We start from the raw sequence: 25,287 nt of genomic DNA on the forward strand, positions 1-25,287 counted from the left end.
CCCGGGCGAACCGCGTCCGGGGCCGGTGAGAGGATCCCGTGAGGATCCCGGTGGTACATACCCCCTCCGAGAGTGGAAGGAAGGAACGATCGACGTGGCGACGGCGGACGACACCCCCGGCCGGGTCGGCCCCGGGCACTCCGCCCTCCGGGACCGCACCGAGCGCGACGACGTGCGGATCGCCCGCTACCGCAGGTTCGCCCCGTTCTTCCTCCTCGCCGCCTCGGCCGTACTCGCCACCCTCAGCGTCGCGCACGGCTACGGCTCCACCGGCGAGTACCAGGCCGCCCTGGTCCTGACCGTCGTGGCCGCCGCCTGGTCGTGGTGGATGGACAGCCGGCGCCCGATCGGCCCGGAGCGACCGCGCCTGTTCCACCTCTACTTCTGGGTCCGGTGGGGGTTGAGCGCGGTCCTGGTCGCGCTCAACCCCTGGTACGCGGTGTTCGCCTTCCTCGGCTACGTGGACGCCCGCCGCTTCGGCTTCGGCCGACTCGGCTCGGTGGCCACCGCCGCCACCGCCGCCGTGATCACCCTGGCCCAGATGGGCGGACGCGCCGAGTTCACCGTCGGCAACCTCCCGCTCTACGTCTCGCTCACCGCGATCAACGCGATCATCGCGTCCGCGATCGTCCTGGTCGCCAACGCCGTGCAGGTGCAGAACGACGAGCGCAAGCAGGTCATCGACGCACTCGCCGACGCCAACGCGCGCCTGGAGACCGCGCTGCGGGAGAACACCGGCCTGCACGCGCAACTGCTCAACCAGGCCCGGGAGGCGGGTGTCCTGGCCGAGCGGCAGCGGCTGGCCGGTGAGATCCACGACACGATCGCCCAGGGCTTGGCGGGCATCGTCACCCAACTGGGCGCGGCGCACGAGCAGGCCCGCCGGCACGGCGGCGTACCGGCCGACTGGCAGCGGCATCTCGACCAGGCCCGTAACCTGGCCCGGGACGGCCTGAACGAGGCGCGCCGCTCGGTCGAGGCGTTGCGGCCCGCGCTGCTCGCGGAGCGGGTACACCTGCCGGAGGCGATCGCCGAGTTGGTCGCGCGCTGGTCCGAGAGCACCGGCACACCGGCCGCCGCCGGGACCGACGGTGTCGTACGGGAGCTTCCGGTGGACTGCGAGGTGGCTCTGTTCCGGGCCGCGCAGGAGGCGCTGGCCAACGTCGCGAAGCACGCCCGCGCCACCCGAGTCGGGGTCTCGTTGACCTACCTGGACGACGTGGTCCTGCTCGACGTCCGCGACGACGGCATCGGCCCGACCCGCACCGACGACGCCCGGCTCGACCGGGACGGCGGCTACGGCCTGCACGCGATGCGCCACCGGGTGGCCGGGGTCGGCGGCGCCGTCACTATCGAGGGCGCCCCCGGCGAGGGCACCACGGTCAACGTGTCCGTCCCGACCGGCCCGCCCGCCACCGGCCCCGGCACCGCCCCGAAGGAGACGCCCGCATGACCGCCGCCCACCCCGCCCCCGGCGAGGCCCCGATCCGCCTGTTGATCGTCGACGATCACCCGGTGGTCCGGGACGGCCTGCGCGGCATCTTCGCCGGCGACCCCGGCTTCGACGTGGTCGGCGAGGCGGGCGACGGCGCGGCGGCGGTCGACCGGGTCCGGGTGGGCGGGGTGGACGTGGTGCTGATGGACCTGCGGATGCCCCGGATGGGCGGCGTCGAGGCGATCCGGGCGCTGCGCGAGGTCGCCCCGGACGTCCGCGTGTTGGTGCTGACGACGTACGACACCGACCGCGACGTACTGCCGGCGGTGGAGGCGGGGGCGACCGGCTACCTGCTCAAGGATGCGCCGCGCGACGACCTGGTACGCGGGGTGCGGGCCGCGCACGCGGGGCAGGCGGTGCTCTCGCCGTCGGTGGCCGGCCTGGTGATGGGCCGGGTCCGCGCTCCCGAGCCGGCCCCGGCAGTGCTCAGTCCGCGCGAGTCGGAGGTGCTGCGCCTGGTCGCCGGCGGCGCCACCAACCGGGAGGCCGCGGCGGCCCTGTTCGTCAGCGAGGCCACGGTCAAGACCCACCTGCTGCACCTGTACGGCAAGCTCGGCGTCCGCGACCGCGCCGCCGCGGTGGCCGAGGCCTACCGCCGCGGCCTGCTCGTCTGAGCCCTGCGCCCCGGTCGTCGACCGCTGCGCCGTCCGGGCGACGCCGGGTGTACATCCGCGGCGGCGCGACCACGCTCACCCCATGCCCGAGCTGCCCATCTACCCGCCCATGCTGGCCACCCCGGGCACACTGCCGCCCCCGGCCGAGGACGAGCGCTGGGCGTACGAGACCAAACTCGACGGTCAACGCTGCCTCACCTACCTCCCGGGCGACGGAACGGTGTCGTTCCGGGCCCGTTCGGGCGCGGACATCACCGGGGCCTACCCGGAGTTGCAGGGGTTGCGCGACGTCCTGGGCGCCCGGCCGGCGATCCTGGACGGCGAGGTGGTCGCTCCGGACCGGCACGGGCACAGCGACTTCGAGCGGTTGCAGTCCCGGATGGGCCTGGTCGACCACCCCGCCGAGGCGGCCCGGATGCGCGACGTGGTGCCCGTCCGGCTGCTCCTCTTCGACGTGCTGTTCCTGGATCGGCGGACCACGGTGGACCGCCCGTACCTGGAGCGACGCCGCCTCCTCGAAGGGCTCGACCTGCACGGATCGCACTGGGCGACGCCGACCGCGCTGATCGGACACGGCGAGACCGCCCTCGCGGCCACCCGGGAGGCGGGCCTGGAGGGCCTGGTCTGCAAGCGCCTGGATTCGGTGTACACCCCCGGCGTGCGCTCGCCGGACTGGGTGAAGATCCGGCACGCACACACCCTGGACGTGGTCGTGGGCGGCTGGCTGCCCGGTCGCGGCCGGCTGGCCGACCTGCCCGGCGCGCTGCTCGTGGGGGTACGCGAGGCCGGCCTGCTGCGCTTCGTCGGCGCGGTCGGGTCCGGCTTCGCCGATCGGGAGCGGACCATGCTCGGCGAGTTGTTGCGGGTGTCCGCGATCGACGAGTGCCCGTTCACCCCCGAGCCGATCGTGGTCGACGCCCACTGGGTACTGCCGCGCCTGGTCGGCGAGGTCCGCTACGCCACGCGCACCCGCGCGGGCCTGCTCCGCCACCCGGTCTGGCACCGCCTACGCCCGGACCTGGCCCAGGACTGAGCGCGCGACGCGGCACCGGCGCCGTCACGGCAGCCGCCCCGTGGTCCGCGCCGCCAACAGCGGCGCGAAGCCGTCGCCGTCCCGGGCCACGCGCTCCAGCACCTCGTCCGGGCCGAAGGTCAGCTCCGCGACCGAGTCGATCTCGGCCCAGGTCACCGGGGCGGATACGGTCGGCTCCGGGCCGGCCCGCAGGGTGTACGGCGCGGCGGTGGTCTTGGCGGAGGCGTTCTGGCTCCAGTCCACGAAGACCCGGCCGGCCCGCAGGTTCTTGGCCATCCGGTGCACGACCAGCTCGGGCCGCTCCCGTTCCAGGCGTTGTGCGAGCGCCTTCGCGTAGGCGCTCGTGGCCGCCTCCGGAGTCGGCTTCAGCGCCGCGTACAGGTGCAGCCCCTTGCTCCCGGACGTCTTGACCACGCAGGTCAGCCCATCCTCGGCGAGCACGTCCCGGGCCAGCAGCGCGACCTCGCGACACTCGGCCATCCCCGCGCCGGGACCCGGGTCCAGGTCGAGGACCAGCCGGTCGTGGGCGTCCGGGTCGGTGCCCCACTGCGGCACGTGGATCTCGATGGCCGCCAGGTTGGCCGCCCACATCAGCGTGGCCAGGGAGTCGACGTCGACCTGCCGCCTGGTCTCCTCGTGCCCGACCACCTCGATCGTGCTCACCCACTCGGGCGCACCGGGCGGCACGTGCTTGGCGTAGAACCGGGTTGTGCCCTCGACGCCGTCGGGGAGGCGGATGAACGACGCGGCGCGTCCGGCCACGTGCGGAAGCAGCACGGGGGCCACCTTCGCGTAGTAGTCCAGCGCCTGGCCCTTGGTGTACCCGGTCTCGGGCCACCAGACCTTGTCCAGGTGGGAGAGGGTCAGGGTGCGTCCGTCGACTGTCGTGGCGATGCGGTCCGGCATACGGTAAAGGTCCCCTCGTGCCCGTTTTCGATGCATTTTGTGGCACATCGAAGCAAAGACGGACAACAGCGGACCATGCCCGCCCCGCGATTCTGGAGAGCCGATGCGCAGCAGCTGGAAAGGCGCGATCACGTTCGGACTGGTGAGCATCCCGGTCCAACTCTTCCCCGCCACCGAGGAGCACAACGTGCCCCTGCACCAGGTGCACGAGACGGACGGCGGCCGGATCCGGCTCAAGCGCTACTGCGAGTTGGAGGAGCGCGAGGTTCCGTACAAGGAGATCGCCAAGGCGTACCAGGCGCCCGACGGCCGGCAGGCGGTGCTCACCGACGCCGACATGGCGGAGTTGCCGCTGCCCAGCAAGAAGGTCATCGACGTGCTCGCGTTCGTGGCCGACGACGAGATCGATCCGCTGATGCTCTCCAAGGCGTACTACCTCCAGACCGCGACCCCGGCCGCGGCCAAGCCGTACGTGCTGCTGCGCGAGGCGCTGACCAAGGCCGGCAAGTCCGCCGTCACCAAGATCACCCTGCGTACCCGGGAGAGCCTGGCCCTGCTGCGGGTGCACGACGACATCCTGATCCTGCAGACCATGTTGTGGCCGGACGAGGTGCGCGCGGCGGACGGACTGGCCCCCGAGGGCAAGTTCGACATCCGGCCGCAGGAGCTGAAGATGGCCACCTCGCTGATGGACACGCTCAGCGAGGACTTCGACATCCAGTCGCTGCACGACGACTACAAGGAGGCCCTCGACTCGCTGGTGGTCGCCCGCCTGGAGGGCGCCGAGCCGGTGGAGGGGGGCGAGGAGGCCGCCGCGACGCCGGACAACGTGGTCGACCTGATGGCCGCGCTGACCGCGAGCGTCGAGGCGGCCAACCGCAGCCACGGCCGGGCCCCCGCGAAGAAGGGCACGGCCCGCAAGTCGGCCGCGAAGAAGACGTCGGCGGGCGGCTCGTCCGGGAAGGGCAAGTCGGCGTCGACCGCCAAGAAGGCCGCCGCCAAGAAGACCACCCGCAAACGCACCAGCGCCTGACGCGGACCCGGCCGACCGCGACACCCGGCCTGCGGCACCCCACCGTCCGGCGCCCCGACGCCCGGCGTCCCGGCTCCCGGCCCGGCGAGCCGCGACGCCGGCCGGTGCGCTCAGGCCGTGGGGAACGCCGCGATCCGCTCCGCCAAGGGCACCGGCTCCTCGGCGATGCCGTCGGCCGAACCGCTCGCCAGGCGCGCGCACACCCCCCGACAGGCGAAGGTCTGCCGCTCCTCGACGTGGCCGACCGGCACCGCGTCGGGCGCCGGCTTGTCGGCGGGGGCGCGCAGATCACGCCCGCACATCGTGCAGGCCAGGCCGTAGGTCATCTCGACCGTGGGGCGGGGGCTTCGGCGGTGTCCAGCGATCGAGTGCTGTGAGTACATGCGTTCGAATCCTCCGGTCGGCCTGGTGCTCGAATGTCCGAATCACCGCAGACGACGCCGGTACGGACAAACGGCATACGAGGTGCCCTCGGTCTCCTCAAAGTACTCCCCCCATTCGCCCACCCGGACCCCTACGCGGAATCGTTTCGACATCGCGTCCGGATCGCCGCGACCGACCGGCGTGGCGCTACGCGTCGCCGGCCGCGGGCGTCCCACCGCGCGACTCGGCCGCCACCCGTGCGCCGATCTCCCGCACCGCGGCCGCGAGCAGATCGATATCGGCCGCCGACGTACGCCAGTTCACGATCGCCGGGCGCAGCGCCACCCGCCCCCGGTACACGGTGGTGCCCACGTACACCCGGCCGTCCGCGTTCAGCTCGGCCCCCAGGCGCCGGTTCAACTCGTCCAGTTCGGCCTCGGTGAGCGGTTCGGTGCGCGCATCCGGGCCCGACTCGGCCGGTCGATAGCGGAAGCACACCACGCACAGCTTCACCGGCGCGAGCAGTTCCAACTCGGGTGCCTCCTCGACCAGTTCGCCGAGCCGGCAGGCGAGGTCGTGGTGGCGTTCGATCATCTCCCGGTAGCCGGACCGGCCGTACGCGCGCAGCGTGGCCCAGATCGGCAGCGCCCGGGCGCGGCGCGAGGATTCGGGCCCGAGCCGGTTGTAGTCGAGGTGCGTGTCGCCGGTCTCCGGCAGGTACGGGGCGTTCCAGGACCCGAACGCCCGACCGAGCATCTCGGCGTCGCGCACGAACACGAAGCCGCTCTCGTAGGGCACGTTCAGCCACTTGTGCCCGTCGGCGGCCACCGAGTGCGCCCGCTCGACGCCGTGCACCAGGTGGGCGAGTCGGGGCGAGACGCCGGCGAACAGCCCGAAGGCGCCGTCCACATGCAGCCAGGCGCCGTAGCGTCGGGCCAGGTCGGCGAGCGCGTCGATCGGGTCGAAATCGCCGGTGTTCACCTCGCCCGCCGAGGCGATCAGCACCGCGGGCCCGTCGATCTCGATCAGCGCCCGCTCCATCGCGTCGATGTCCACCCGACCGGCGTCGTCGCGCGCGCAGATGTGGACCGTATCCCGCCCGAAGCCGAGGATCTGCAACGCCTTGCGGTTGCTGGGATGTATGTAGCCGCTCGCCAGGACCGGCATGGTCGGCAACCCCGCCAGCCCGTCGGCGGTGACGTCCACGCCGTGTTGCGCGGCCCACCAGTGGCGTGCGCACGTGAGCGCGGTGAGGTTGGCGAACGTGGCGCTGGGCGTGAGTACCCCGCCGTACGTGTCGGGCAGCCCGAACAGGTCCTTGAGCCAACCGAGCACCACCGTCTCGGCCTCGGTCGCCAGCGGTGACGCGATCCACAGGCCCGCGGGCTGGTCGAGCAGTCCGGTAACCCAGTCGCCGGCCTGCGCGGCGGGGGTGGCACCGCCCACGACGAGGTGGAAGAACCGGGGCCCCGAGGACTGGATCGCGCCGCGCGTACCGATGTCGAGCAGTTCCTCGATACTGGCCAGGGTGCCGTCGCCGCGCTCGGGCAGCGGGCCGCCCAACCGGTCGAACACCACGTCGGCGGCCGCGTCACGGACCGGCAGTTCGGGCAGCGCCTCCAGGTAGCGTCCGGCGGCCCCGGCCACCAGATCGAGGGCGGGCCGGGCGAGATCACGTTCGTGGAGGGGATCAGCCATCCGAGCAGGGGATCACGACCGGCCCGCCCGCGTCGAGTATTTCTGGACCCCGAACGGCTTTTGACGGCCCATCAGGATCGCCGCGCGGGCGTGGTTCGCGGCGCCCCGGGGAAGTCCCCTCTCGGGGACGGATCACCCCGACCTGGAGGAAGCGTGGCGACCGAGATCGAGCTGACCCACCACCGCGGCGGTGACCTCGACGAGATCCGCAAGGTACTGCTCGACGTCTACGCCGAGGTGTACGCGGCCGAGTCGGCGCAGCCGTTCCAGTCGGTGGACGCCTTCGCCGAACGGCTGGCCGCGTACGCCGCCTCGCCGGGGTTCGAGTGTGTGATCGGGTGGAGTCGGGAGATCCCGGTCGGCTACGCGTTCGGCTACACCCTCCAGCCCGGCGCGCGCTGGTGGATCGGGCTGACCGAGCCGGTGCCGGCGGTGGACATCGAGGAGGACGGGCGGCGTACCTTCGCGCTCAACGAGTTGATGGTGCGCGAACCGTGGCGGGGCTCGGGCGCGGCGCGGGTGATCCACGACCGGCTGCTCGCCGCCCGCACCGAGCAGCGGGTGACGCTGCTGGTCGACCCGACCCATCCCAGGGTGTTGGCCCTGTACGAGCGCTGGGGCTACCACGTGCTCTGCGACCTGCGCCCGGCGTGGCCGAACGCGCCGCTGCTGACCGTGCTCCTGCTCGATCGCACCTGAGCGGCCGGGTGTTCGCCCCGGCCCCGGCCCCGGTCCTGTTCCCGATTTCGAGAAACCTTGCCTCTGTTCAGTTTCGGCGCTCGTACATAGTGTTCGCGCCATGAGTGACGCGACCGCGAACAAGCGGCTGATCGAACAGTTCTGGCAGGACCTGTACGCCCGCGACTTCGCCAAGGTCGCGGCCTGCTTCGCCGCCGACGGCCACTACACGGACGTCGCCGCGCCCGGGCCCGGGGCGACCGGCCCGGTGGCGATCGAGGCCCGGCTGCGACTGGGCCTGGACATGCTCACCGGCTATATCCACCACCACAAGAGCACCGTCGCCGAGGGCGACCTCGTGGTGACCGAGCACGCCGAGGAGTGGCACTGGAAGACCGGAGAGCAGGTGGTGCTGCCGTTCGTGTCGGTGCACGAGTTCCGTGACGGGCTGATCGTGCGCTGGCACGACTACTGGGACTTCGGCACGCTCATGAACGCCGCACCGCAGTGGTGGCTGGAGCACGTCGCCCAGGGCTACGCGCAGGGCGCCTGACACCGAGGCGAAGCCGCAAGGCCGACGAGCCCGCCCGCACCGACCACCGCTTCCGTACCGACTGCCCGACCACCTGACCGGATGAAAATTGGCCCACGTGTCGGCACGACGTAGAGTTCCGCCGGGGTTTTGTGGCACCGGCGAGCACAGGAAACGGCAACGGCGATGACAGCGAGTAGCGAGATTCAGGCGGACACGGGCGTGGCGGAGGGGATCGACCCCGCGCGTATGGAGTTGTGCCTGAGCGTGCTCGCCGAAGTGGAGGACCTCGACGTCGAGCACCCGGACGCGGTGCGGATCCGTCGGGCCACGGCCGCGATCTACAAGAGCGTCAAGGAGCGCCGCCGCAAGGAGCGCCGGGACCGGGTGCTCGCCAACGACGAGGCGGTCACCGCCGCGACGGCGACCGGCGCGCCGGGCCGGATCGACGACGAGACGCTGGGGATCGCGCTGACCACGGCCACCACCACCGAGATCGCCGGTGTCCTGAAGCGCGCGCGGGCCTGCTACATCTGCAAGCGGCGCTACCGCGAGGTGGACGCGTTCTACCACCAGCTGTGTCCGGAGTGCGCCGCGTTCAACCGGGCCCGCCGCGACCAGCGCACCGACCTGACCGGCCGCCGTGCGCTGCTCACCGGCGGCCGGGCCAAGATCGGCATGTACATCGCGCTGCGCCTGCTGCGCGACGGCGCGCACACCACGATCACCACCCGCTTCCCCAACGACGCGATCCGCCGCTTCGCCGCGATGCCGGACAGCGCCGACTGGCTGCACCGGCTCAAGATCGCCGGGATAGACCTACGCGACCCGGCCCAGGTGGTCGCGCTGGCCGATTCGGTGGCCGAGGCGGGGCCGCTGGACATCCTGATCAACAACGCCGCGCAGACGGTACGCCGGACCCCGCAGGCGTACGCGGCCCTGGCCGCCGCCGAGGCCGCGCCGCTGCCCGCCGGCGAGTTGCCGGAGATGGTGTCGTTCGGCCACGTCGGGGGCAGCGGCCACGTGCTGCTGCCCGGCCAGTCCCGCGGCGACGACCAGGCGCTGACCCCGCAGGCGCTCACCGCGCTCGCGCTGACCAGCGGCTCGGCCTCGCCCGCCCGGATCGAGACCGGCACGGCGATCGACGCGGGCGGCCTGGTCCCCGACCTGGACCCGGTCAACAGCTGGGTGCAGCGGGTGCACGAGGTGGACCCGGTCGAGCTGCTCGAAGTGCAACTCTGCAACGTGACCGCGCCGTTCGTCCTGGTCAGCCGGCTGCGTCCGGCGATGGCGGCGGCCAAGGCGCGGCGGAAGTACGTGGTCAACGTGTCCGCGATGGAGGGCCAGTTCAGCCGCGGCTACAAGGGCCCCGGCCACCCGCACACCAACATGGCCAAGGCCGCGTTGAACATGCTCACCCGCACCAGCGCCGAGGAGATGTTGTCCGACGGCATCCTGATGACCGCCGTGGACACCGGCTGGATCACCGACGAGCGCCCGCACCCGCAGAAGATGCGCCTGGCCGACGAGGGCTTCCACGCACCGCTCGACCTGGTCGACGGCGCGGCCCGGGTCTACGACCCGATCGTGCGCGGCGAGGCCGGCGAGGACCTGTACGGCTGCTTCCTCAAGGACTACGCGCCGGCTGCCTGGTAGGCCGCCGACCTGCGCTTTTCGGCCCCGGCGAGGATTCCCGCCGGGGCCGTTTCCGGTCCGGTCGGAATTCGTCGAAAAAACTCTCCCGACCGTTGAACCTTCTTCGACCCCTCCCCCGTACTGCTGGATGTCGACGCACCACCGACCGGCAGCGCACCGGTCGACCCGCCCGGGATCGGAACCAACAACCTTTCCCCGTAGGGCAGTTCGACTCATTCATCGATCTTTTCCGGGGGTTCACCATGTCTGTCTTCAGCACGCGCGGCTTCGCCGCGGTCGCCATCGCCGGTGCGCTCGGGCTCGGTCTGTCCGCCTGTGGCGACAACTCGAAGAGCGACACATCCACCGGCACCACCCCGCCGGCCGCCACACAGCCGGCGCAGTCCGCGCCGAGCGCGCCCGGCACACCCGGTGGGGCCGCGAACGGCGGGGTGGGCAAGGCCGTCCTGAAAGCGGGCACCGATGCCAAGCTCGGCCCGATCGTGACCGACGGCAACGGATTCACCCTGTACCGCTTCGACAAGGACACCGCCAAGCCGTCCAAGTCGAACTGCGACGGCGCCTGCGCCACCCAGTGGCCCCCGGTGACCACCACCGGCGGCGTCACCGTGACCGGCGTCGACCAGTCCGCCGTCGGCAGCGTCACCCGCAGCGACGGCAGCACCCAGGTCACCATCGCCGGCTGGCCGGTGTACCGCTTCGCGCCCGACACTCAGCCCGGCGACACCAAGGGCCAGGGTGTGAACGGGACTTGGTTCGCGGTGACCCCCGACGGCAAGAAGGCGGGCGCGGGCGCGACCGGCGCACCGCAGACGAGCAAGGCGCCGACCACGAGCGGTGGCGGCTACGGCTACTGATCGACCCGAGCAGTAGGCGCCGACGCCCGTCGGCGCCGCTCACCCGGCACGCATCCATCCCACCCAGTCTTCGGGGAGACTCGTCATGTCCGCACGCAGGTATCCGCTGCCCGCACTCGCCCTCGCCGCCGGTCTCGTGTTCGCCGTCGCCGGCTGCTCGTCCTCGGACACCAAGTCCGGTGCCACGCGCCCCGATCCGGCCGCCGCGGCCAAGGGCGCCAACGATCCCGGTACGGTCCACGGCGCCGAACACGGCGGCGCCGTGCCGGCCTCCGACCCGACCACGACCGGCGCCGCCGAGCCCGCGACCGGCGAGGAGACGTTCTTCGCAGCGGGCCTGACCGGGGCCAACGAGGTCCCCGGCGGCAACGCGCGGGTCGGCGACCCCGACGGCAAGGGCACCGCGCTGGTCCGGGTCAAGGGCGACCAGGTGAGCTTCGGCATCCGCTGGGAGGGCATCGGCGCGCCCACCGCGGCACACCTGCACCTGGGCGGCAAGGGGCAGAACGGCGAGGTCAAGGTGCCCTTCTTCGCCTCGCCGCTGCCCGACTCGGCGACCGCGGTCACCGGCGCCGTCAAGGTCACCGACGCGGCGCTGCTCGACCGGATCAAGAGCGACCCGGCGAGCGTGTACTTCAACGTGCACACCGGCGAGTTCCCCGGCGGCGCGGTACGCGGGCAGTTGGTCAAGCTCGCCCGAGCGGCCGACGTGAACAGTGTGCTCAAGACCGGCACGCTGCCCGCCGAGGCGACCGGCAAGCAGGAGGTGCCGAACGCCGAGGGCAAGAAGACCGCCGACCCGGACGGTCGGGCCGACACCTCGATCCGCCCGTGGGGCAACTGCGTCGACTGGTCGTTCAGCTGGACCGGCATCGCCCCGCCCACGCTCGGCCACCTGCACCGGGCGGCGGCCGGGGCCAACGGCGACGTGGTCGCGCCGCTGTTCGACGCGAAGGCCGGCCTGCCGCAGTCGGTGACCGGACTGGCCGGCACCGTCGAGGGCATCGACCCGGCGCTGGTGGAGCGGATCAACGCGACGCCGGCGAACTACTACACCAACCTGCACACGGGCGAGTTCCCGGGCGGCGCCGTGCGCGGGCAGCTTTCCCGCAAGGTCACCCCGAAGTCGCCGGCGCTGAACCTGTCGGTGGTCGCGGGCAAGCAGATCTACCAGTGCACGGCCAAGGACGGCGGCACCGCGTTCACCCAGCTCGACGTCGCCGCCAAGCTCCAGGGCGACCTCAAGCACACGTTCGTGACCCCGACGGCGGGCCCGCCGCAGTGGGTCGCCCCCGACGGCAGCTCGGTCACCGGCGCGGTGGCGAGCAAACTGCCCAACGGCGACGGCAACATCCCCGAGCTGGTGCTGAACGCGACCCAGACCGGGAAGCCGGACGCGCTGCTGTCCGCGACCACGCAGGTACTGCGGCTGAACACCCGGGGCGGCGTGGCGCCGACGGGCTCGTGCGACCCGGCCACCCGGCCGACGGCGGAAGTGCCGTACCAGGCGGACTACCTGTTCCTGGGCTGAGTCGAACTCCCCTCCCCCGAGGGTGAGTCACCGGCCCGCACCACCCCGAAGGGCCGCGCGTCCACCCCCACGCGCGGCCCTTCGGCACTTCTGCATTCGATCACCGCGGCCGGTCGCCTCGGCCGCCGGCTCCCGCCCGCTCACTCCGGCGTCTCACTCCGGCGGCTCACTCCGGCAGCGCGACGACCATCTTCCCGGTGTTCTCCCCGCGCAGCATGCCGAGCAGCGCGGACAGGTTGTTCTCGATCCCCTCGACCACCGTCTCGCGATACTTGAGTTCGCCGCTCCGAAGCCAGCCGCCGACCTCGGCCAGGAACTCGTCGCGCCGGCCGAAGGAGTCGATCACGATGAAGCCCTGCAACCGCAGCCGCTTGCCGATCGACAGCGCGAGGTTGCGCGGCGCGGGCGTCGGCTCGGTGGCGTTGTACTGCGCGATCGCGCCGCACAGCGCGACCCGGCCGTGCGTGTGCAGCGCGCCGATCGCGGCCTCGAGGTGTTCACCGCCGACGTTGTCGAAGTAGACGTCGATGCCCTCGGGCGCGGCCTCGGCCAGCTGCTCGGCGACCGGCCCGTCCTTGTAGTTGAACGCCGCGTCGAAGCCGTACTCGTCCTGGAGCAGGGCGACCTTGTCCGCCGAGCCCGCGCTGCCGATCACCCGCGAAGCGCCCTTGAGCCGGGCGATCTGGCCGACCTGGCTGCCCACCGCGCCGGCCGCGCCGGAGACGAACACCGCGTCGCCCTCGCGGAAGGACGCGATGTCGAGCAGCCCCACCCAGGCGGTCAGGCCGGGCATGCCCAGCACACCGAGGTAGGCGGACAGCGGGGCGAGGTCGGGGTCGACCTTGACCGCCCCGGCCCCGCGGCCCTCGACCACCGAGTACTCGCGCCACCCGAGCCAGTGCTGCACGTGGTCGCCGACCGCGAAGGCGTCCGACCGGGAAGCGACGACCCGGCCCACCGCGCCGCCCTCCATGGGCTCGTTCAGCGCGAACGGCGGGGTGTACGACTTGACGTCGTTCATCCGGCCGCGCATCGCCGGGTCGACGGACAGGAACAGGTTGCGGACCAGGATCTGCCCGTCCGCGAGCTCCGGGATCTCGACCTCGCGCAGGGCGAAGTCCTCCTCCTTCGGCCAGCCCTTCGGGCGGGCGAGGATGTGCCATTCGCGGCTGGTGGTGGGGGTCATCTCGGGTGGCCTTTCTGAGGTGGGACGGACGGGCGGAGGGGACGGGCGCGGTCGGTCAGGCGTCCACGGACTCCTGGGCCCGCGGGTGGGGCACGGCGACGGCTTCGGCCCTGGCGGGTACCCGCTGTAGGCCGAGCAACGCCACCCCGACGACCAGGACCAACATCACGCCGGCGATCACGAAGCTGAGCGTGAACCGGCTCTCCGCCGGAATCGGCGGCAGGCCCGGGGGCAGGCCCTCGACCGACTTGGACGCGAGCAGCGAGGTGATCACCGCGCTGGCGATCGAGCTGCCGACGCTGCGCGAGATGGAGTTGATCCCATTCGCGATGCCGGTCTGGTGGTGCGGTACGCCGGCCACGATCAGCGCGGGCATCGCCGCGTAGCCGAACGAGATGGCGATACCGGTGAGCATGCCCGCGAGGATCACCGACGCGGACGCGCCGTGCCCGAAGGCGAGCCAGGCGAAGCCGGCCACCCCCACGGCCGAGCCGATCGCGAGCGTGGCCCGGGCACCGATCCGGCCCACGAGCAGACCGCCCAGGGGTGCCGCGAGCAGCGAGATCAGCGCGCCCGGGAGCAGGTATTCCACCGAGGCCCGCAACACCGAGGCGCCGAAGCCGTATCCGGCCACCCGCTCGGGCATCTGGACCAGGTAGGAGATGCCGATGAACTGGCTGAACGCGGCGAAGCCGACGAACAGACCGGCCAGGTTGGTCAGCAGGACCGGGCGGTGCACGAACATCCGCAGGTCCACCAGCGGGTCGGCGACCCGGCGCTCGACCCGGACCCACACGAAGGCCGTCACCACCGCGCCGACGAAGGAGCCGACGGTGCGGCCGGACGCCCAGCCCCACTCGTGGCCCTGCGAGATGCCCAGGAGCAGCAGGACCAGGAACAGGCCGAGGGTGGCCGCGCCCAGCAGGTCGATCCGGCCGCCGGCCTTGACCCGGCTCGCCGGCACCCGGATCAGCACCGCGACCAGGGCCACGACGGACAGGATCCCGGAGAACCAGAACACCAGGTGGTAGTTCGGGTCGTCACCGCGCGTGAGCAGCCCGGTGGCCACCAGGGACAGACCGCTGCCGAACGCGAGCGTGCCGCTGATCAGCGCCATCGCGCCGGGCAGCTTCTCGACCGGCACCTCCTCGCGGATGATCGACAACGCGAGCGGGAAGATCGCGGTCGCCGCGCCCTGGAGCACCCGGCCGACGATCAGCAGCGGCAGCGAGGACGTCACGGCCGCGAGCACCGAGCCCGCGATCATCACGATCAGTACGCCGATCAGGGTCGGCCGTTTGCCGTGCTGGTCGCCGAAGCGGCCGAGCAGCGGCGTGAACACCGCCGCCGACAGCAGCGTCGCGGTGGTCACCCAGCCGACTCCGGCGGGCGTGGTGTCCAGTTCCTGCTGGAGCAGCCCCAGGATCGGGATGACCTGGGTCTGCGCCATCGCGACGACCATGGCGGCCAGGCCGAGGGCGAGGATCAGCGGTCCACCGGATCGTCGCGTGTCGGGCGGGGTGGGGGTCACGGGTGTTCTTTCTACGAGCAAGAAGCTTGTCGACCTCGATGGTTGAAGTCTTCAAGCAATAGGACGAGACCGACCGTAGACACCCGGAAATTGCTACGTCAAGTTCAATGGTTGAAGTCCTCAACCTTTTTGCACTACCTTGGGGTCATGAGCAGTCTTGGCGTCATGAGCAGTCCTGAGCCGACCACCCCTGAGCCGAGCACCGCCGAGATCATGGACGCCATGGCCGCCGTGGGTACCGCGTACTTCCACGACTTCGCCGCGGTGGTCAGCCGGCACGGGCTCACCTCCGTGCAGGCCAAGACGCTGTCCCTGCTGCGTCGCCCGCTGCCGATGCGCGGGCTGGCCGATCGGCTGGTGTGCGACGCCTCCAACGTCACCGGCATCGTGGACCGGCTCGAATCGCGCGGCCTGGTCCGCCGCGAGGCCGACCCCGCCGACCGGCGGGTCAAGAACGTGGCGGCGACCGAGGAGGGGCACGAGACGATCCGCCGGATCCGGGCCGAGATGCACACCACGCGCGCCGCGCTCGACGCGCTCACCCTCGACGAGCGCGCCGCGCTGTACGGCCTGCTGGGCCGGCTGCGCCCGGCGATGGAGGCCCCGCACGCCTGACCGCGCCGGCGGCGGCTCCGGTCCGCCCCGAGCCCGACCGCGCGAATCGGCTTGCCCGAAGGTGCGCGCGCCCGACACGCTCGGTCGGTGACCGCGATTCCCGAGATCGAGTTCCCCGCGGCCGCACCGGCCCGGTACCGGTTCGGCAGCGCATGACCACCGATCCCGAAGACGCCCCATCCGGCCTGCACTTCGTCCCCACGCCCCTCGAACTCGGCGACCCCGCCTGGGTCTTCCCCTCCGTCGCCGGAGACGAGGCGGCCGGCGTCCGCGCCGGGCTCGCCGAGGCCGACGCCCGGCTGCGCGAGACGGGCGCACACCTCGGCGTCCCCGGCTCGGTGCACTACGTCGGCCAACACTTCGACGGGATCCACTGCGCGAGTGTGCAGGGCCGGCTCGAACTCCCCAACGGCCGGAGCTTTCTGGCCGCGCTGTACTTCCCCCGGCGCTGCGCCTTCGACCTGCGCTGGGGACCACCCTGGGTGAGCGAGGTCGAGATCGGCCGCGCGTGCCCGCCGCCGGCGGACTGCGGCGGTCATCCCGAGGCCGAGTGGTCCGGCGAGTACGACACGCCCCCGGCCGCGGCCCGGGCCTTCGCCGCCGACGCCGCTCGGCTGCGGGACCGGGTTGTGGCCCGGCCCCGGTCCGCGTGGCTCGCGGCCGAACCGGATGCCGGTTGCCGACCGTTCGACCCGGCGACGTGAGCGGGCCGATCCGCTACGGCGCGTCGGGGTCCGCCGGTGGGACCGTGCCGCCGAGGGCGCGCCAGAGCAGCGCCGCGGTGCGATACGGCCAGTTCGTCGGAACCGGCGCACCGGCCAGTTCGCGGCCGTACCAGGAACCGGTGCACATCGTGAGGGCGACCTCCAGGTCGGCGTCGGGGGCGAGTTGGCCCTGGCGGCGGGCCGCTTCCAGCGCGGCGAGCAGGCGCGCACGGCGGGGGGCGATCACCCGGGAGCGGTAGCGGGCGCGCAGTTCGGGGTCGGTGGTGTCCTGGAGCATCGTGCCGACCAGGGACATCCGGCCGGGTTTGCCGACGCCGCGCTGGAAGTCGGCGAGTTCGGCCACCAGCGTGCCGAACGGCTCGGCGGCGCCGACGTCGTGCTCCTCCTCGGCGAGCGCGGTCACCACCGCCGCGGCCAACTCGGCCTTGCCGGGCCAGCGTCGATACAGCGCCTGGCGGGTCGTGCCGGCCTCCTGGGCGACCGCCGCGAGCGACATCGCGGCGTATCCGTCCCGGGCCAGATGTTGTCCCGCGACGGCCAGGATGCGGGCGTCGATCGCGCTGTCCCGCGCCCGACCGGCACCGCGACTGGCACTTTCCATTCCAATACACTCCTGTATTGTATTGATCGGCAACGCACCGAGAAACAGGGGTAGCGAGCGTGATCATCGTGTTCAACCGTCCCATCATCCCGCCGGGCCGCTCCACCGGCGGAACCCCGTGACCGGCGCACCGATCCCGAGCCGGGTGCGGGCGCTGCTGACCCGGGCGCACACCCTCGACCACGCGCTCACCCGACGGATGACCGACGCCGACGCGGGCGAGCCGCTGCGGGACACGGTGATCCGACCGCTCGCCGAGGCACTGGCCGAGGTCGGCGGGAGCGCCGTCGAGCCGGAGCCGATCGACCCGACGGCCGCCGACACGGATCCGGCCGGCCTCGTACGCGCCCTCGCCGCGGACGTCACCCGGCTGCGCGCCGAGGTCGACCCCGAGCCGCCGCTCGGCGTGCAGGAGGCCGCCGCCGCGCTGCAACACCTGGCCTGGCTGTTCGCCGACGAGGCCGATCGGGCCGCGCTGGTCGAGGAGTTCGCCGCCCTCCAGGCCGGCCTGCCGGCCCGGATCCTGGTCGCGCCCAACGGCCCGTACCTGGTCACCAATGCCACGCGCGTCACCGACCGGCTCGGCGAGCCGATCCCGGTACTGCCGCAGACCGCGCTGTGCCGGTGCGGCGAGTCGACCACCAAACCGCTGTGCGACGGCAGCCACGCCCGGAACGGGTTCACCGGTGCCAAGGACCCCGGCCGGGTGCCCGACGAGCGGCGGACGTACCCCGGCGCGCCCGTCGCGGTCACCGACAACCGCGGCATCTGCGCGCACTCGGGCCTGTGCACCGATCGGCTCTCCACGGTCTTCCGGCAGAAGGAGGAGCCGTTCGTGGCGCCCTCCGGCGACCGCATGGACGAGATCGTGCGCACCGTGCGGGCCTGCCCGTCCGGCGCGCTCGACTACCTGATCGACGGACAGTCCCCGCCGCCGCAACCGCGCGACCCCGCTATCGAGGTCTCGCAGGACGGCCCGTACCGGGTGACCGGCTCGATTCCGCTGGTCGGCGCCGACGGCGAACCGGAACCGCGCGGTCCGGGCGCCCCGACCGAGCACTACAGCCTGTGCCGGTGCGGCCATTCGCAGAACAAGCCGTTCTGCAGCGGCATGCACTGGTACGTGAACTTCGCCGACCCGCCGCGCTCCGAGGAGCCCACGCTCTACGAATGGGCCGGCGGACTGCCCGCGCTGACCCGCATGACGCACATCTTCTACGACAAGTACGTACCGCAGGACCCGCTGCTCGGCCCGCTGTTCGCCCGGATGGCACCCGACCACCCCGAGCGGGTGGCGGCCTGGCTGGTCGAGACCTTCGGCGGCCCCAAGCTGTACACCGAGCGGTACGGCGGCTACGACCACATGGTGGGCGAGCACGCCGGCAAGGCGCTGACCGAGGAATGGCGCACCCGCTGGACCCAGTTGATCGGCCGGGCCGCCAACGACGCGGGGCTGCCCACCGACGCCGAGTTCCGCGCCGCGTTCGTCGCCTACGTCGAGTGGGGCTCGCGCATCGCGGTGGAGAACTCCCAGCCCGGCGCCCGACCGCCGGCCCACATGCCCGTGCCCCGCTGGTGGTGGGTCTGCGGCGCCACCCCCGGCGCCCGGGTCTCCGCACTGGCCCCCGTCGCGACCGAGGAGACGACCGAGATGCCCCTGCCGACCGAGGACCAACCGCTCGGCTTCGCCGAGCACATCAAGCCGCTGTTCCGGGAGATGGACCGCAAGTCGATGAGCTTCATGTTCGACCTGTGGTCGCACGACGACGTCAGCGCGCACGCGCAGGCGATCCTGGCCCGGCTGCGCCAGGGCAGCATGCCCTGCGACGGCGCCTGGCCCGCCGACCGGGTGGACGTCTTCGCCCGCTGGGTCGACGAGGGCACCCCGGCGTAGTGCCGGTAGGCACCGGTGCCGGCGGTCCGCGCCACGGGGGCCGACCGCCGGCACGGTCGTATTCACCCGGCACACCGGTCGGTTGCCGACCGGCCTCGGGCATGTCCCGATTCCTCGACAGCGGTTGCTTGCCGACCCGAACCGCGACCGTCCCCGGTACGCTCGGCGCACGTACGGAATCTGTGGTGCGGAGGCAGGCGGCGTGACATCCATATCGGCGGGGCACGCGGGCGAAGGCGACGAGAACGCTTGGCGGTTGCCGCGACTCGACGAGATCGAGAGCAGGCTGCCCACCCGGATCGACACGACCGTTCCGCATACCGCCCGGATCTACGACTATCTTCTCGGCGGCAAGAACAATTTCGCGGTCGATCGGGCCACCGCCGACACCATAGTCGCGGCGATCCCCGACCTGGCGGTCAGCCTCCGGCTCAACCGGCTCTTCCTGCGCCGCGCCGTGCGCTACGCGGCCCGCCGGGGCATCCGCCAGTTCCTGGACATCGGCACCGGGATCCCCACCTCGGGCAACACCCACGAAGTGGCCCACGAGATCGCCCCGGACGCCCGGGTGGCATACGTGGACAACGACCCGATCGTGCTCGTGCACGGCCGGGCGCTGATGACCGACGCGGATCCGGGCCGGACCACGTTCACCCAGGCCGACCTGCGCGCGCCCGAGGACATCCTGTCCGCGCCGGAGGTGCTGGAGGTCATCGACTTCGACCGGCCGGTGGCGCTGATGCTGGTGGCGATCCTGCACTTCATCCGGGACGACGAGAAACCGCACGACATCGTCGCCCGACTCCGCGACGCGCTGCCCTCCAAAAGCATGCTGCTGCTCTCGCACGCCTCCTTCGACGCCAACCCGAACCAGGGCCGCAAGGGCGCCGAGGGCTGGAAGAACGCCTCCGCCGAGATGACCATGCGCCCCTACGACGAGATCCGCGCCATGTTCGCCGGATTCGACCTGGTCGAACCCGGATTGCGCACCCACTGGAACCCGGACGGGGAGCCCGAACACCCGCTGGACGAGGTCGAGAACGTCTGGGGCTACGGCGCCGTCGGCATCAAACCCTGACCCCCGCGACACCGCACGGACTCGCGTGCGCGCGGCGATTCACGATGCGGACGGGCCGCCCGCGCCCGACGGGATCCGACCCGCGATACTTACCCGTCGGATTCCCGGGTTCGCAGGCAAGGAACGTCGTGTACACATCCCGAATGGCCGTGATCGCCATGGCGGTCGCCCTCTGCTGCGCCACGCTCGCCGGCTGCGCCGGTGTCGGTGGCGCGCTGGAGTCCAACGTCGACCGGGACGCGCGGGACCTGGTCCGCGAGTCGGCGAGTCTGGTCCGCGGTGCCGACGACATCCGCATCATCGGCGACCAGGTGCTCACCTCCACCAGGCGCGTCGACTTCGACCTGTGTGTGCGCGAAGGCCGGGACTACCGGGGCACGTTCGAGATCAACGGGCGCCCGGGCGAGGCGATCGTGGTCGGCGGGAAGTCCTACCTCAAGGCCGGCGCCGAGTTCTGGGAGTGGGCCGGCACGAGCCTGCCCGACACCGCCGCGAACAGGCGCAAGTACGCCGATCGTTACGCGATGCTCGCGTACGATCCGACCAATCCCCTGGACACGGTCGGCGTGGTCTTCGCACCCGGCGCCGACGGCTACACCAAGGGCGAACCGGTCACCATCGACGGCCGTACGCTGATCCCCCTCACCCGGGTCGACGGGGAGGGGGACGCGCAGGGTCGGCGGCGGTCGCGCACGGTCTATGTGCGGGCGTACGGCAAGCCGTATCCCGTCGTCATCCGCTCCGAGGGCACCCGTCCGCAGAATGCGAGGATCACCCGCAGCGAACGCTCGTGCGTGCCCGCCGCACCCCCCGCGGGCGAGGTCGTGGATCGCCTGCCCGCGGGGAAGTAGCGGCTCGGGTCGGTGACGTCAGCCGTGCAGGGCCTCCGCCGGACGGCGGCCGAGGATCGACTCGGCGATCTCGCCGCTGCGGATGGCGAGATTGGACAGGAGCGAGGAGGTCAGCCCGTGGGTGTGCTCCGTACCGCCCTGGAGATAGATACCGCAGCGCAGTTCGGGCGAGGTGACCAGTCGGTAGTCGCGGCCCACCCGATGCCGGCCGGTCTCGTCGCGCAGGCAGTACCGATCCAACTCGCCCAGCAGGCGGCTCGGTTCCATCGCCTCGTAGCCGGTGGCGAACACGATCGCGTCCACGTCCAGTTCGGGCGACTCGTCGTCGAGCAGCGACAGCAGTGACACCCGCGTCTCGTCGCCCGCCCGCTTGACCTCGTCGACCCGGGTCAGGTTGAGGAAGTGCAACCGCTCGGCCCCGCGCACCTCCTCGTCGTACGAGCGCCGGTACAGGTCGCGGATCACCTCGGCGTCGACCACCGAATAGTTGGTGTTTCGGTGGTACTGCCAGAACGCCTCGCGGGTGCGGTCGGTCCCGAAGTAGTACGCGTCGACCGCGTTCGGGTCGAACACCTGGTTCGCGAACGGGGTGTCGTCGGCCACGCAGTAGCCGTACGACGGGATGATCGAGTAGACCCGGGCATGCGGGAGTTCGTCGTAGAGGAACCGGGTGATCTCGGCCGCGCTCTGGCCCGCGCCGACCACCGCCACGGTGCGCAGCCCGGTCGGGTCGGTCCGGCCGTACTTGTCCAGGAACTCCGAGCTGTGCCAGACCCGTTCGTCGGCCTGGATGCCGTCGGGCAGACGCGGTACCAGGCCGGTGGAGATGGCCACGTTGCGCGCGTCGACGGTGCGGGTCCCGGAGCCGTCGCGGATCTCCAGGCGCAGATGCTCGGCCGAGGCCGGATCGACGCCCGCCGGCAGGCGGATCGCGGTCACCTCCGAGCCGTAGTGCACCCGGTCGGTGAAGCTCGCCTGCGCCCACTCCAGGTACTGGTGGAACTCCTGGCGGGTCGGGAAGAAGTCCTGGTTGTTGACGAACTGCGTGAGCCGGCCCACCTCGTGCAGATAGGACACGAAGCTGAACCGGGACGCCGGATTCCGGAACGTGGCCAGGTCCTTCATGAACGAGATCTGCATGGTCGCGGTCGGCAGCAACATATTGCGATGCCAGCCGAACGCACGCTGCCGCTCGAAGAATATCGCCCCGGGTCCGTCCGGGGATCCGTCTCCACCGGCACCCCCGTACTCCTCCAGGGCGATGGCCAGGGACAGATTGGAGGGCCCGAATCCAATGCCCGCCACGTCGTAGATTTGATGTGCAAAAGTACCCATAGAATACTCTCTCGCTAGCGTGGCGGCGACAGGGGCTTCGGTAACTTCGACGGGTCGGTCACGGAAACCGGGAAGGGACCCTGGTCGGGCGTCCTGGAATTCAGCGGAAAACTTCGTCGAGCGTTGTCGGCTGTTCCCGCATCTCTCGACCGGAGAACCGGGAGAAACGCATTCGGTATTGCGCCGGGAAGCACCGCAGCTTCAACTTAGAGGGGCCGAGCACACCTTTCAAGGGCTCGGTCGCAATGCAGCGGAGTACGCCGTCCTGCCGACGGGACAACACCCCCGCCGCGGCGGCACCCCGATCGTATCCATACCAAGGACTCCGGCTCCGTCGTCGTGGAGCCGCGCCCTGCACCAGGTCACCGAAAGGGTGAGTTCCGGATGTTCGTTCCCGGGCAGTATCGCGAACCGGACGGTTCGTGGATGGTCGAGCTGATCCGCAGTAATCCGTTGGCGCTCGTGGCACTGAACGGCAGCCCCGAGGACGGGCCTTTCGCCACACACCTGCCGGTGATCCTCGATCCCGAGCGGCACACCGAATGGAGCGACGACCTGGTCGGTGTCACGTTGCTCGGACACATGAACCGGGCGAATCCGCATTGGCGGGCGCTGACCGACGGCTGCACCGTGCTGCTCACCTTCACCGGACCGCACGCGTACGTCTCGCCGACCGTGTACGAGATCACGCCGGCCGCGCCGACCTGGAACTTCACCTCGGTTCATCTGCGCGGCACGGTGGAGAAGATCGACTCACTGGACGAGACGCTGGGCGTGGTGAAGTCCACCGTCCGGGCCTTCGAGAGCGAGCACGGCACCGGATGGGACATGACCGAATCGGTCGAGTACTTCCGCAGCATCGTGGCCGGCGTGGGCGCCTTCCGGATCCGGGTGACCCGGGCCGACGGCATGTTCAAGCTCAGCCAGGAACAACCCGGCGAGGTGCGGGACCGGGTGCAGCGCTCGTTCGACGAGCGCGGGTGCACGCGGCATCGCGCCACGGCCGAGTTGATGAGCCGCCTGCCCTGACCGTGGCCCGACCTGCCGACGGGGCCCGTGCTCGACCCGGAGCACGGGCCCCTCGGCCCACCGGAGCGGGAAGTCGGGCGGGGCGTACCGGGCTTCGGGCCGCCCCCGCCCGCCCCGCGCGCCGACCTGCGTCCGGATCCGTCAGACGCCGACGCCGGCCTCCTGCGGCACACCCTCCTGTACGTCCTCCAACGCGACCTCGATGGCGTCCTCGAGCACCCGTTCGGCGGCGTGGTCGAGGGTCGCGAGCACCCATTGCTCGAAGTCGATCCCGGAGTGTTCGGCGGCCTTGTGCCACCACTGGATACGATCACCGGGCACCGCGAGACGACGGGTCGCCTCGATCTGCCGGCCGTCGCGCCCCTCGTCCGCTCGCGCGTCGCGGATAGCGTTGCGCAGCTGCTTGGTGGTCCACTTCATCTGCTCCGCGCGATCCAGCCACAGCTCCTGTTCACCGAGCGGCAACGAGGCCAGCTCGGCATGATGCTGGAAACTGAGCGCGGATCGCCGACGATCGAAGTCGAACCTCCTGGAGACCCACGCATAATTCCGGAGCGTCTGGTAGCTTAACCCCGCTGCGCGTATCCCTCGCTGATACAGGTCGGTATAGTGATCTTTTCCGTATACCAACCAGTCGCCGAGCCACCACGACGAGGAATCAAGGATTCCCGAGAGCTTACGCCCGGCTTGCTCCCAATCCTCGAAGGTCATGTCGGCCGGGATTTGCAGACCCACCTTTGTGGTGAGCAATCGTCCGCAATGCGGCGGATGTTCCCTGACAGCTCTTCGCGGGCGGGCGACCACTCCCGGCCCCGAGTGCAACTGGGCCTCTCTCTCGCGTTCGTGAACTCTCGTCTGGTTCGCCACCATGCCTCCATGTGCGTGCATGCTCGAACAAGCAAATAATGCGCAGGCCATAACCGCTGTTTGCGCAGTGCGTTGCCCCAGGGAGTTCTGCTACGGGGTGTGCCCGATATCCGATCTGCATTCAGCGGACCATCGGCCCCGCCGCGGGCTCCGGTGTCGCCGGTCGCCTACGGATCACCCCCACCCGGGTGATCGGCGGCACGACTTCCGGGAGCATGCGGCTACACCACGCAGAGGGCGCGGTGTCAGGGCCGGACATGGTCGACATGTGTACGAATGCGTGCATCAACGGTTTGCCCCGTTCGCCTCTTTACAGATCCCCGTTGGCGTTGCGGCTGTCGGCGGCACACCCCCGCCGACTCCCGAAGATCCACATTCAGAGTGGTGCTCTTCGGGCCTACCCGAGTAGATCTCAGCAGGTCCCGGAAATCAAGGAACCAACCACCAACACTTCGCGACCGACTGGCTACGCAACTGTTTGGTTGGTGTTCATCGACATTTTGCCGACGGCGGAAATGAATCGACCAACCGGATCGTCCCGCAACCCAACCCATAGGAAAGGCAATCGGTTGGCCGCAGGTCCGGATCCGGCGTACTCGATCGTTCACTTCGACCACTCTCGCGGGGCGGTCACTATAGACGAAATGAACCGCTCCCCACTCGGCTACTCATGCGTATTGACGCCTTCCTAACGCACTACCCGCAGATATTCACGATGGGACGCGACCCGAGACATCCGATCACCACCCGGATGGTTTTTTCGAACACCAGGTCGAAGCCTCGATCGGCGCCGCACCGGCGGCGCGATCCGGCCGGCGAACACGCGGGGTGGCGGGGTCGCAGCGGGGTGCGACCGGACGAGAAGAAGTGCCGGAACGGCCTCGAAGGAGCCGCCGGGGTATGCGACGTGTCGCGCGCGGGAGCGGGCGCGGGAGTCGTGAGGCGTGGTCCGGGGTGCGGATGTGGGTGCGGACCCGGGTTCGGCCACGAGCGCGGGCGTGAGCGCAGGCTCGGTCGTGTAGGCGTTCGACTCGGTCGTCCAGGGGCCGATCCGGCGCACCCGGGGGGTCGGCCCGGCCCCGGGGCCGGCGGTGGCACCGGGCGGGGTTCGGCGACCCGATCGACCCGCCCGTGCCGGCTCGGCTCCGGGTGTGCCCCCGCGTGACCCTCCGGCCCGGG

23 protein-coding genes are annotated in these 25,287 nt (G+C 71.4%); 15 read left to right on the plus strand and 8 right to left on the minus strand.

Annotated features, from left to right (window positions below):
- Positions 1–94 precede the first annotated feature (94 nt).
- The 3 genes from ACMXN5_RS05440 (at position 95) to ACMXN5_RS05450 (ending at position 3,142) form a co-directional block, all read left to right on the plus strand.
- Positions 95–1,453: a sensor histidine kinase gene (locus tag ACMXN5_RS05440; RefSeq protein WP_439674262.1), complete on the plus strand. Its 1,359-nt coding sequence runs from the start codon at positions 95–97 to the stop codon at positions 1,451–1,453.
- Positions 1,450–2,109, plus strand: coding sequence for a response regulator (locus ACMXN5_RS05445; RefSeq protein ID WP_379998200.1), 660 nt, complete (start codon positions 1,450–1,452; stop codon positions 2,107–2,109). Before ACMXN5_RS05440 ends, ACMXN5_RS05445 begins: the two co-directional genes overlap by 4 nt.
- Positions 2,110–2,191: 82 nt before the next feature.
- A complete protein-coding gene (locus ACMXN5_RS05450) occupies positions 2,192–3,142 on the plus strand; it encodes an ATP-dependent DNA ligase (RefSeq protein ID WP_439674263.1) in 951 nt (316 codons plus the stop codon).
- Between the two features lie 24 nt (positions 3,143–3,166).
- On the opposite strand, the gene ligD is transcribed toward ACMXN5_RS05450, so the two are convergent.
- Positions 3,167–4,048: a non-homologous end-joining DNA ligase gene (ligD, locus tag ACMXN5_RS05455; RefSeq protein ID WP_439674264.1), complete on the minus strand. Its 882-nt coding sequence runs from the start codon at positions 4,046–4,048 to the stop codon at positions 3,167–3,169.
- A gap of 103 nt (positions 4,049–4,151) precedes the next feature.
- On the opposite strand from ligD, the gene ACMXN5_RS05460 reads away from it, so the two are divergent.
- Positions 4,152–5,081: a non-homologous end joining protein Ku gene (locus tag ACMXN5_RS05460; protein WP_395786269.1), complete on the plus strand. Its 930-nt coding sequence runs from the start codon at positions 4,152–4,154 to the stop codon at positions 5,079–5,081.
- 110 nt (positions 5,082–5,191) lie between these two features.
- Here ACMXN5_RS05460 and ACMXN5_RS05465 read toward each other — a convergent pair whose 3' ends face one another.
- Together ACMXN5_RS05465 and ACMXN5_RS05470 are read right to left on the minus strand one after the other, a co-directional pair.
- The gene (locus ACMXN5_RS05465) at positions 5,192–5,464 is read right to left on the minus strand and encodes a hypothetical protein (protein ID WP_379998208.1); all 273 of its coding nucleotides are present in this window, start codon (positions 5,462–5,464) and stop codon (positions 5,192–5,194) included.
- A gap of 187 nt (positions 5,465–5,651) precedes the next feature.
- Positions 5,652–7,142, minus strand: a complete 1,491-nt coding sequence (locus ACMXN5_RS05470) for a pyridoxal phosphate-dependent decarboxylase family protein (protein WP_439674265.1) — start codon at positions 7,140–7,142, stop codon at positions 5,652–5,654.
- Positions 7,143–7,295: 153 nt separating this feature from the next.
- On the opposite strand from ACMXN5_RS05470, the gene ACMXN5_RS05475 reads away from it, so the two are divergent.
- The 5 genes from ACMXN5_RS05475 to ACMXN5_RS05495 all read left to right on the plus strand — a co-directional run bounded on the left by ACMXN5_RS05475 (position 7,296) and on the right by ACMXN5_RS05495 (position 12,396).
- Positions 7,296–7,841, plus strand: coding sequence for a GNAT family N-acetyltransferase (locus ACMXN5_RS05475; RefSeq protein ID WP_439674266.1), 546 nt, complete (start codon positions 7,296–7,298; stop codon positions 7,839–7,841).
- 100 nt (positions 7,842–7,941) lie between these two features.
- Positions 7,942–8,373, plus strand: coding sequence for a nuclear transport factor 2 family protein (locus ACMXN5_RS05480; RefSeq protein WP_395786263.1), 432 nt, complete (start codon positions 7,942–7,944; stop codon positions 8,371–8,373).
- Between the two features lie 165 nt (positions 8,374–8,538).
- Positions 8,539–10,008 carry an SDR family NAD(P)-dependent oxidoreductase gene (locus tag ACMXN5_RS05485; protein WP_439674267.1) on the plus strand — a complete coding sequence of 490 codons (1,470 nt, stop codon included), beginning with the start codon at positions 8,539–8,541 and terminating at the stop codon, positions 10,006–10,008.
- Between the two features lie 242 nt (positions 10,009–10,250).
- A complete protein-coding gene (locus tag ACMXN5_RS05490; protein ID WP_439674268.1) occupies positions 10,251–10,865 on the plus strand; it encodes a hypothetical protein in 615 nt (204 codons plus the stop codon).
- A gap of 85 nt (positions 10,866–10,950) precedes the next feature.
- Positions 10,951–12,396 carry a CHRD domain-containing protein gene (locus ACMXN5_RS05495; protein ID WP_439674269.1) on the plus strand — a complete coding sequence of 482 codons (1,446 nt, stop codon included), beginning with the start codon at positions 10,951–10,953 and terminating at the stop codon, positions 12,394–12,396.
- A 166-nt stretch (positions 12,397–12,562) separates the two neighbouring features.
- Here the strand turns inward: ACMXN5_RS05495 and ACMXN5_RS05500 are convergent, their stop codons facing one another.
- Together ACMXN5_RS05500 and ACMXN5_RS05505 are read right to left on the minus strand one after the other, a co-directional pair.
- Entirely contained in the window at positions 12,563–13,582 is a 1,020-nt protein-coding gene (locus tag ACMXN5_RS05500) for an NADP-dependent oxidoreductase (RefSeq protein ID WP_439674270.1), read from the minus strand.
- A 55-nt stretch (positions 13,583–13,637) separates the two neighbouring features.
- Positions 13,638–15,113 (minus strand): MFS transporter, encoded by a 1,476-nt coding sequence (locus ACMXN5_RS05505; protein ID WP_439674271.1) that lies wholly within the window; start codon positions 15,111–15,113, stop codon positions 13,638–13,640.
- A 147-nt stretch (positions 15,114–15,260) separates the two neighbouring features.
- On the opposite strand from ACMXN5_RS05505, the gene ACMXN5_RS05510 reads away from it, so the two are divergent.
- On the plus strand, positions 15,261–15,728 hold the full coding sequence (locus ACMXN5_RS05510) for a MarR family winged helix-turn-helix transcriptional regulator (protein ID WP_439674272.1): 468 nt from the start codon (positions 15,261–15,263) through the stop codon (positions 15,726–15,728).
- A 152-nt stretch (positions 15,729–15,880) separates the two neighbouring features.
- Positions 15,881–16,432, plus strand: coding sequence for a hypothetical protein (locus ACMXN5_RS05515; protein ID WP_439674273.1), 552 nt, complete (start codon positions 15,881–15,883; stop codon positions 16,430–16,432).
- Between the two features lie 13 nt (positions 16,433–16,445).
- Here ACMXN5_RS05515 and ACMXN5_RS05520 read toward each other — a convergent pair whose 3' ends face one another.
- Complete coding sequence (locus ACMXN5_RS05520; RefSeq protein ID WP_439674274.1) at positions 16,446–17,054, minus strand: TetR/AcrR family transcriptional regulator; 609 nt, start codon at positions 17,052–17,054, stop codon at positions 16,446–16,448.
- Positions 17,055–17,172: 118 nt separating this feature from the next.
- Between ACMXN5_RS05520 and ACMXN5_RS05525 the strand changes: the two genes are divergently transcribed.
- From ACMXN5_RS05525 to ACMXN5_RS05535, 3 genes are all read left to right on the plus strand, one after another.
- Positions 17,173–18,948: a CDGSH iron-sulfur domain-containing protein gene (locus ACMXN5_RS05525; RefSeq protein ID WP_439674275.1), complete on the plus strand. Its 1,776-nt coding sequence runs from the start codon at positions 17,173–17,175 to the stop codon at positions 18,946–18,948.
- A 202-nt stretch (positions 18,949–19,150) separates the two neighbouring features.
- The gene (locus ACMXN5_RS05530) at positions 19,151–20,026 is read left to right on the plus strand and encodes an SAM-dependent methyltransferase (RefSeq protein ID WP_439674276.1); all 876 of its coding nucleotides are present in this window, start codon (positions 19,151–19,153) and stop codon (positions 20,024–20,026) included.
- Between the two features lie 128 nt (positions 20,027–20,154).
- On the plus strand, positions 20,155–20,877 hold the full coding sequence (locus tag ACMXN5_RS05535; RefSeq protein ID WP_439674277.1) for a hypothetical protein: 723 nt from the start codon (positions 20,155–20,157) through the stop codon (positions 20,875–20,877).
- Positions 20,878–20,895: 18 nt separating this feature from the next.
- On the opposite strand, the gene ACMXN5_RS05540 is transcribed toward ACMXN5_RS05535, so the two are convergent.
- Positions 20,896–22,182, minus strand: a complete 1,287-nt coding sequence (locus tag ACMXN5_RS05540) for a lysine N(6)-hydroxylase/L-ornithine N(5)-oxygenase family protein (protein WP_439674278.1) — start codon at positions 22,180–22,182, stop codon at positions 20,896–20,898.
- Between the two features lie 414 nt (positions 22,183–22,596).
- Between ACMXN5_RS05540 and ACMXN5_RS05545 the strand changes: the two genes are divergently transcribed.
- Positions 22,597–23,241 carry an FMN-binding negative transcriptional regulator gene (locus ACMXN5_RS05545; RefSeq protein WP_439674279.1) on the plus strand — a complete coding sequence of 215 codons (645 nt, stop codon included), beginning with the start codon at positions 22,597–22,599 and terminating at the stop codon, positions 23,239–23,241.
- A 141-nt stretch (positions 23,242–23,382) separates the two neighbouring features.
- On the opposite strand, the gene ACMXN5_RS05550 is transcribed toward ACMXN5_RS05545, so the two are convergent.
- Positions 23,383–23,952 carry an LmbU family transcriptional regulator gene (locus ACMXN5_RS05550; RefSeq protein ID WP_439674280.1) on the minus strand — a complete coding sequence of 190 codons (570 nt, stop codon included), beginning with the start codon at positions 23,950–23,952 and terminating at the stop codon, positions 23,383–23,385.
- Positions 23,953–25,287 lie beyond the last annotated feature (1,335 nt).

Origin of the sequence: Embleya australiensis (assembly GCF_051903075.1) — a bacterium.
GTDB lineage: Bacteria > Actinomycetota > Actinomycetes > Streptomycetales > Streptomycetaceae > Embleya.

Excerpts from the sequence above, each read along its gene's own strand:
- ACMXN5_RS05445 (WP_379998200.1), top strand. The coding sequence starts at position 1,450 with ATGACCGCCGCCCACCCCGCCCCCGGCGAGGCCCCGATCCGCCTGTTG.
- ACMXN5_RS05450 (WP_439674263.1), top strand. The coding sequence starts at position 2,192 with ATGCCCGAGCTGCCCATCTACCCGCCCATGCTGGCCACCCCGGGCACA.
- ligD (WP_439674264.1), bottom strand. The coding sequence starts at position 4,048 with ATGCCGGACCGCATCGCCACGACAGTCGACGGACGCACCCTGACCCTC.
- ACMXN5_RS05460 (WP_395786269.1), top strand. The coding sequence starts at position 4,152 with ATGCGCAGCAGCTGGAAAGGCGCGATCACGTTCGGACTGGTGAGCATC.
- ACMXN5_RS05465 (WP_379998208.1), bottom strand. The coding sequence starts at position 5,464 with ATGTACTCACAGCACTCGATCGCTGGACACCGCCGAAGCCCCCGCCCC.
- ACMXN5_RS05470 (WP_439674265.1), bottom strand. The coding sequence starts at position 7,142 with ATGGCTGATCCCCTCCACGAACGTGATCTCGCCCGGCCCGCCCTCGAT.
- ACMXN5_RS05480 (WP_395786263.1), top strand. The coding sequence starts at position 7,942 with ATGAGTGACGCGACCGCGAACAAGCGGCTGATCGAACAGTTCTGGCAG.
- ACMXN5_RS05485 (WP_439674267.1), top strand. The coding sequence starts at position 8,539 with ATGACAGCGAGTAGCGAGATTCAGGCGGACACGGGCGTGGCGGAGGGG.
- ACMXN5_RS05490 (WP_439674268.1), top strand. The coding sequence starts at position 10,251 with ATGTCTGTCTTCAGCACGCGCGGCTTCGCCGCGGTCGCCATCGCCGGT.
- ACMXN5_RS05495 (WP_439674269.1), top strand. The coding sequence starts at position 10,951 with ATGTCCGCACGCAGGTATCCGCTGCCCGCACTCGCCCTCGCCGCCGGT.
- ACMXN5_RS05500 (WP_439674270.1), bottom strand. The coding sequence starts at position 13,582 with ATGACCCCCACCACCAGCCGCGAATGGCACATCCTCGCCCGCCCGAAG.
- ACMXN5_RS05510 (WP_439674272.1), top strand. The coding sequence starts at position 15,261 with ATGAGCAGTCTTGGCGTCATGAGCAGTCCTGAGCCGACCACCCCTGAG.
- ACMXN5_RS05515 (WP_439674273.1), top strand. The coding sequence starts at position 15,881 with ATGACCACCGATCCCGAAGACGCCCCATCCGGCCTGCACTTCGTCCCC.
- ACMXN5_RS05520 (WP_439674274.1), bottom strand. The coding sequence starts at position 17,054 with ATGGAAAGTGCCAGTCGCGGTGCCGGTCGGGCGCGGGACAGCGCGATC.
- ACMXN5_RS05545 (WP_439674279.1), top strand. The coding sequence starts at position 22,597 with ATGTTCGTTCCCGGGCAGTATCGCGAACCGGACGGTTCGTGGATGGTC.
- ACMXN5_RS05550 (WP_439674280.1), bottom strand. The coding sequence starts at position 23,952 with ATGACCTTCGAGGATTGGGAGCAAGCCGGGCGTAAGCTCTCGGGAATC.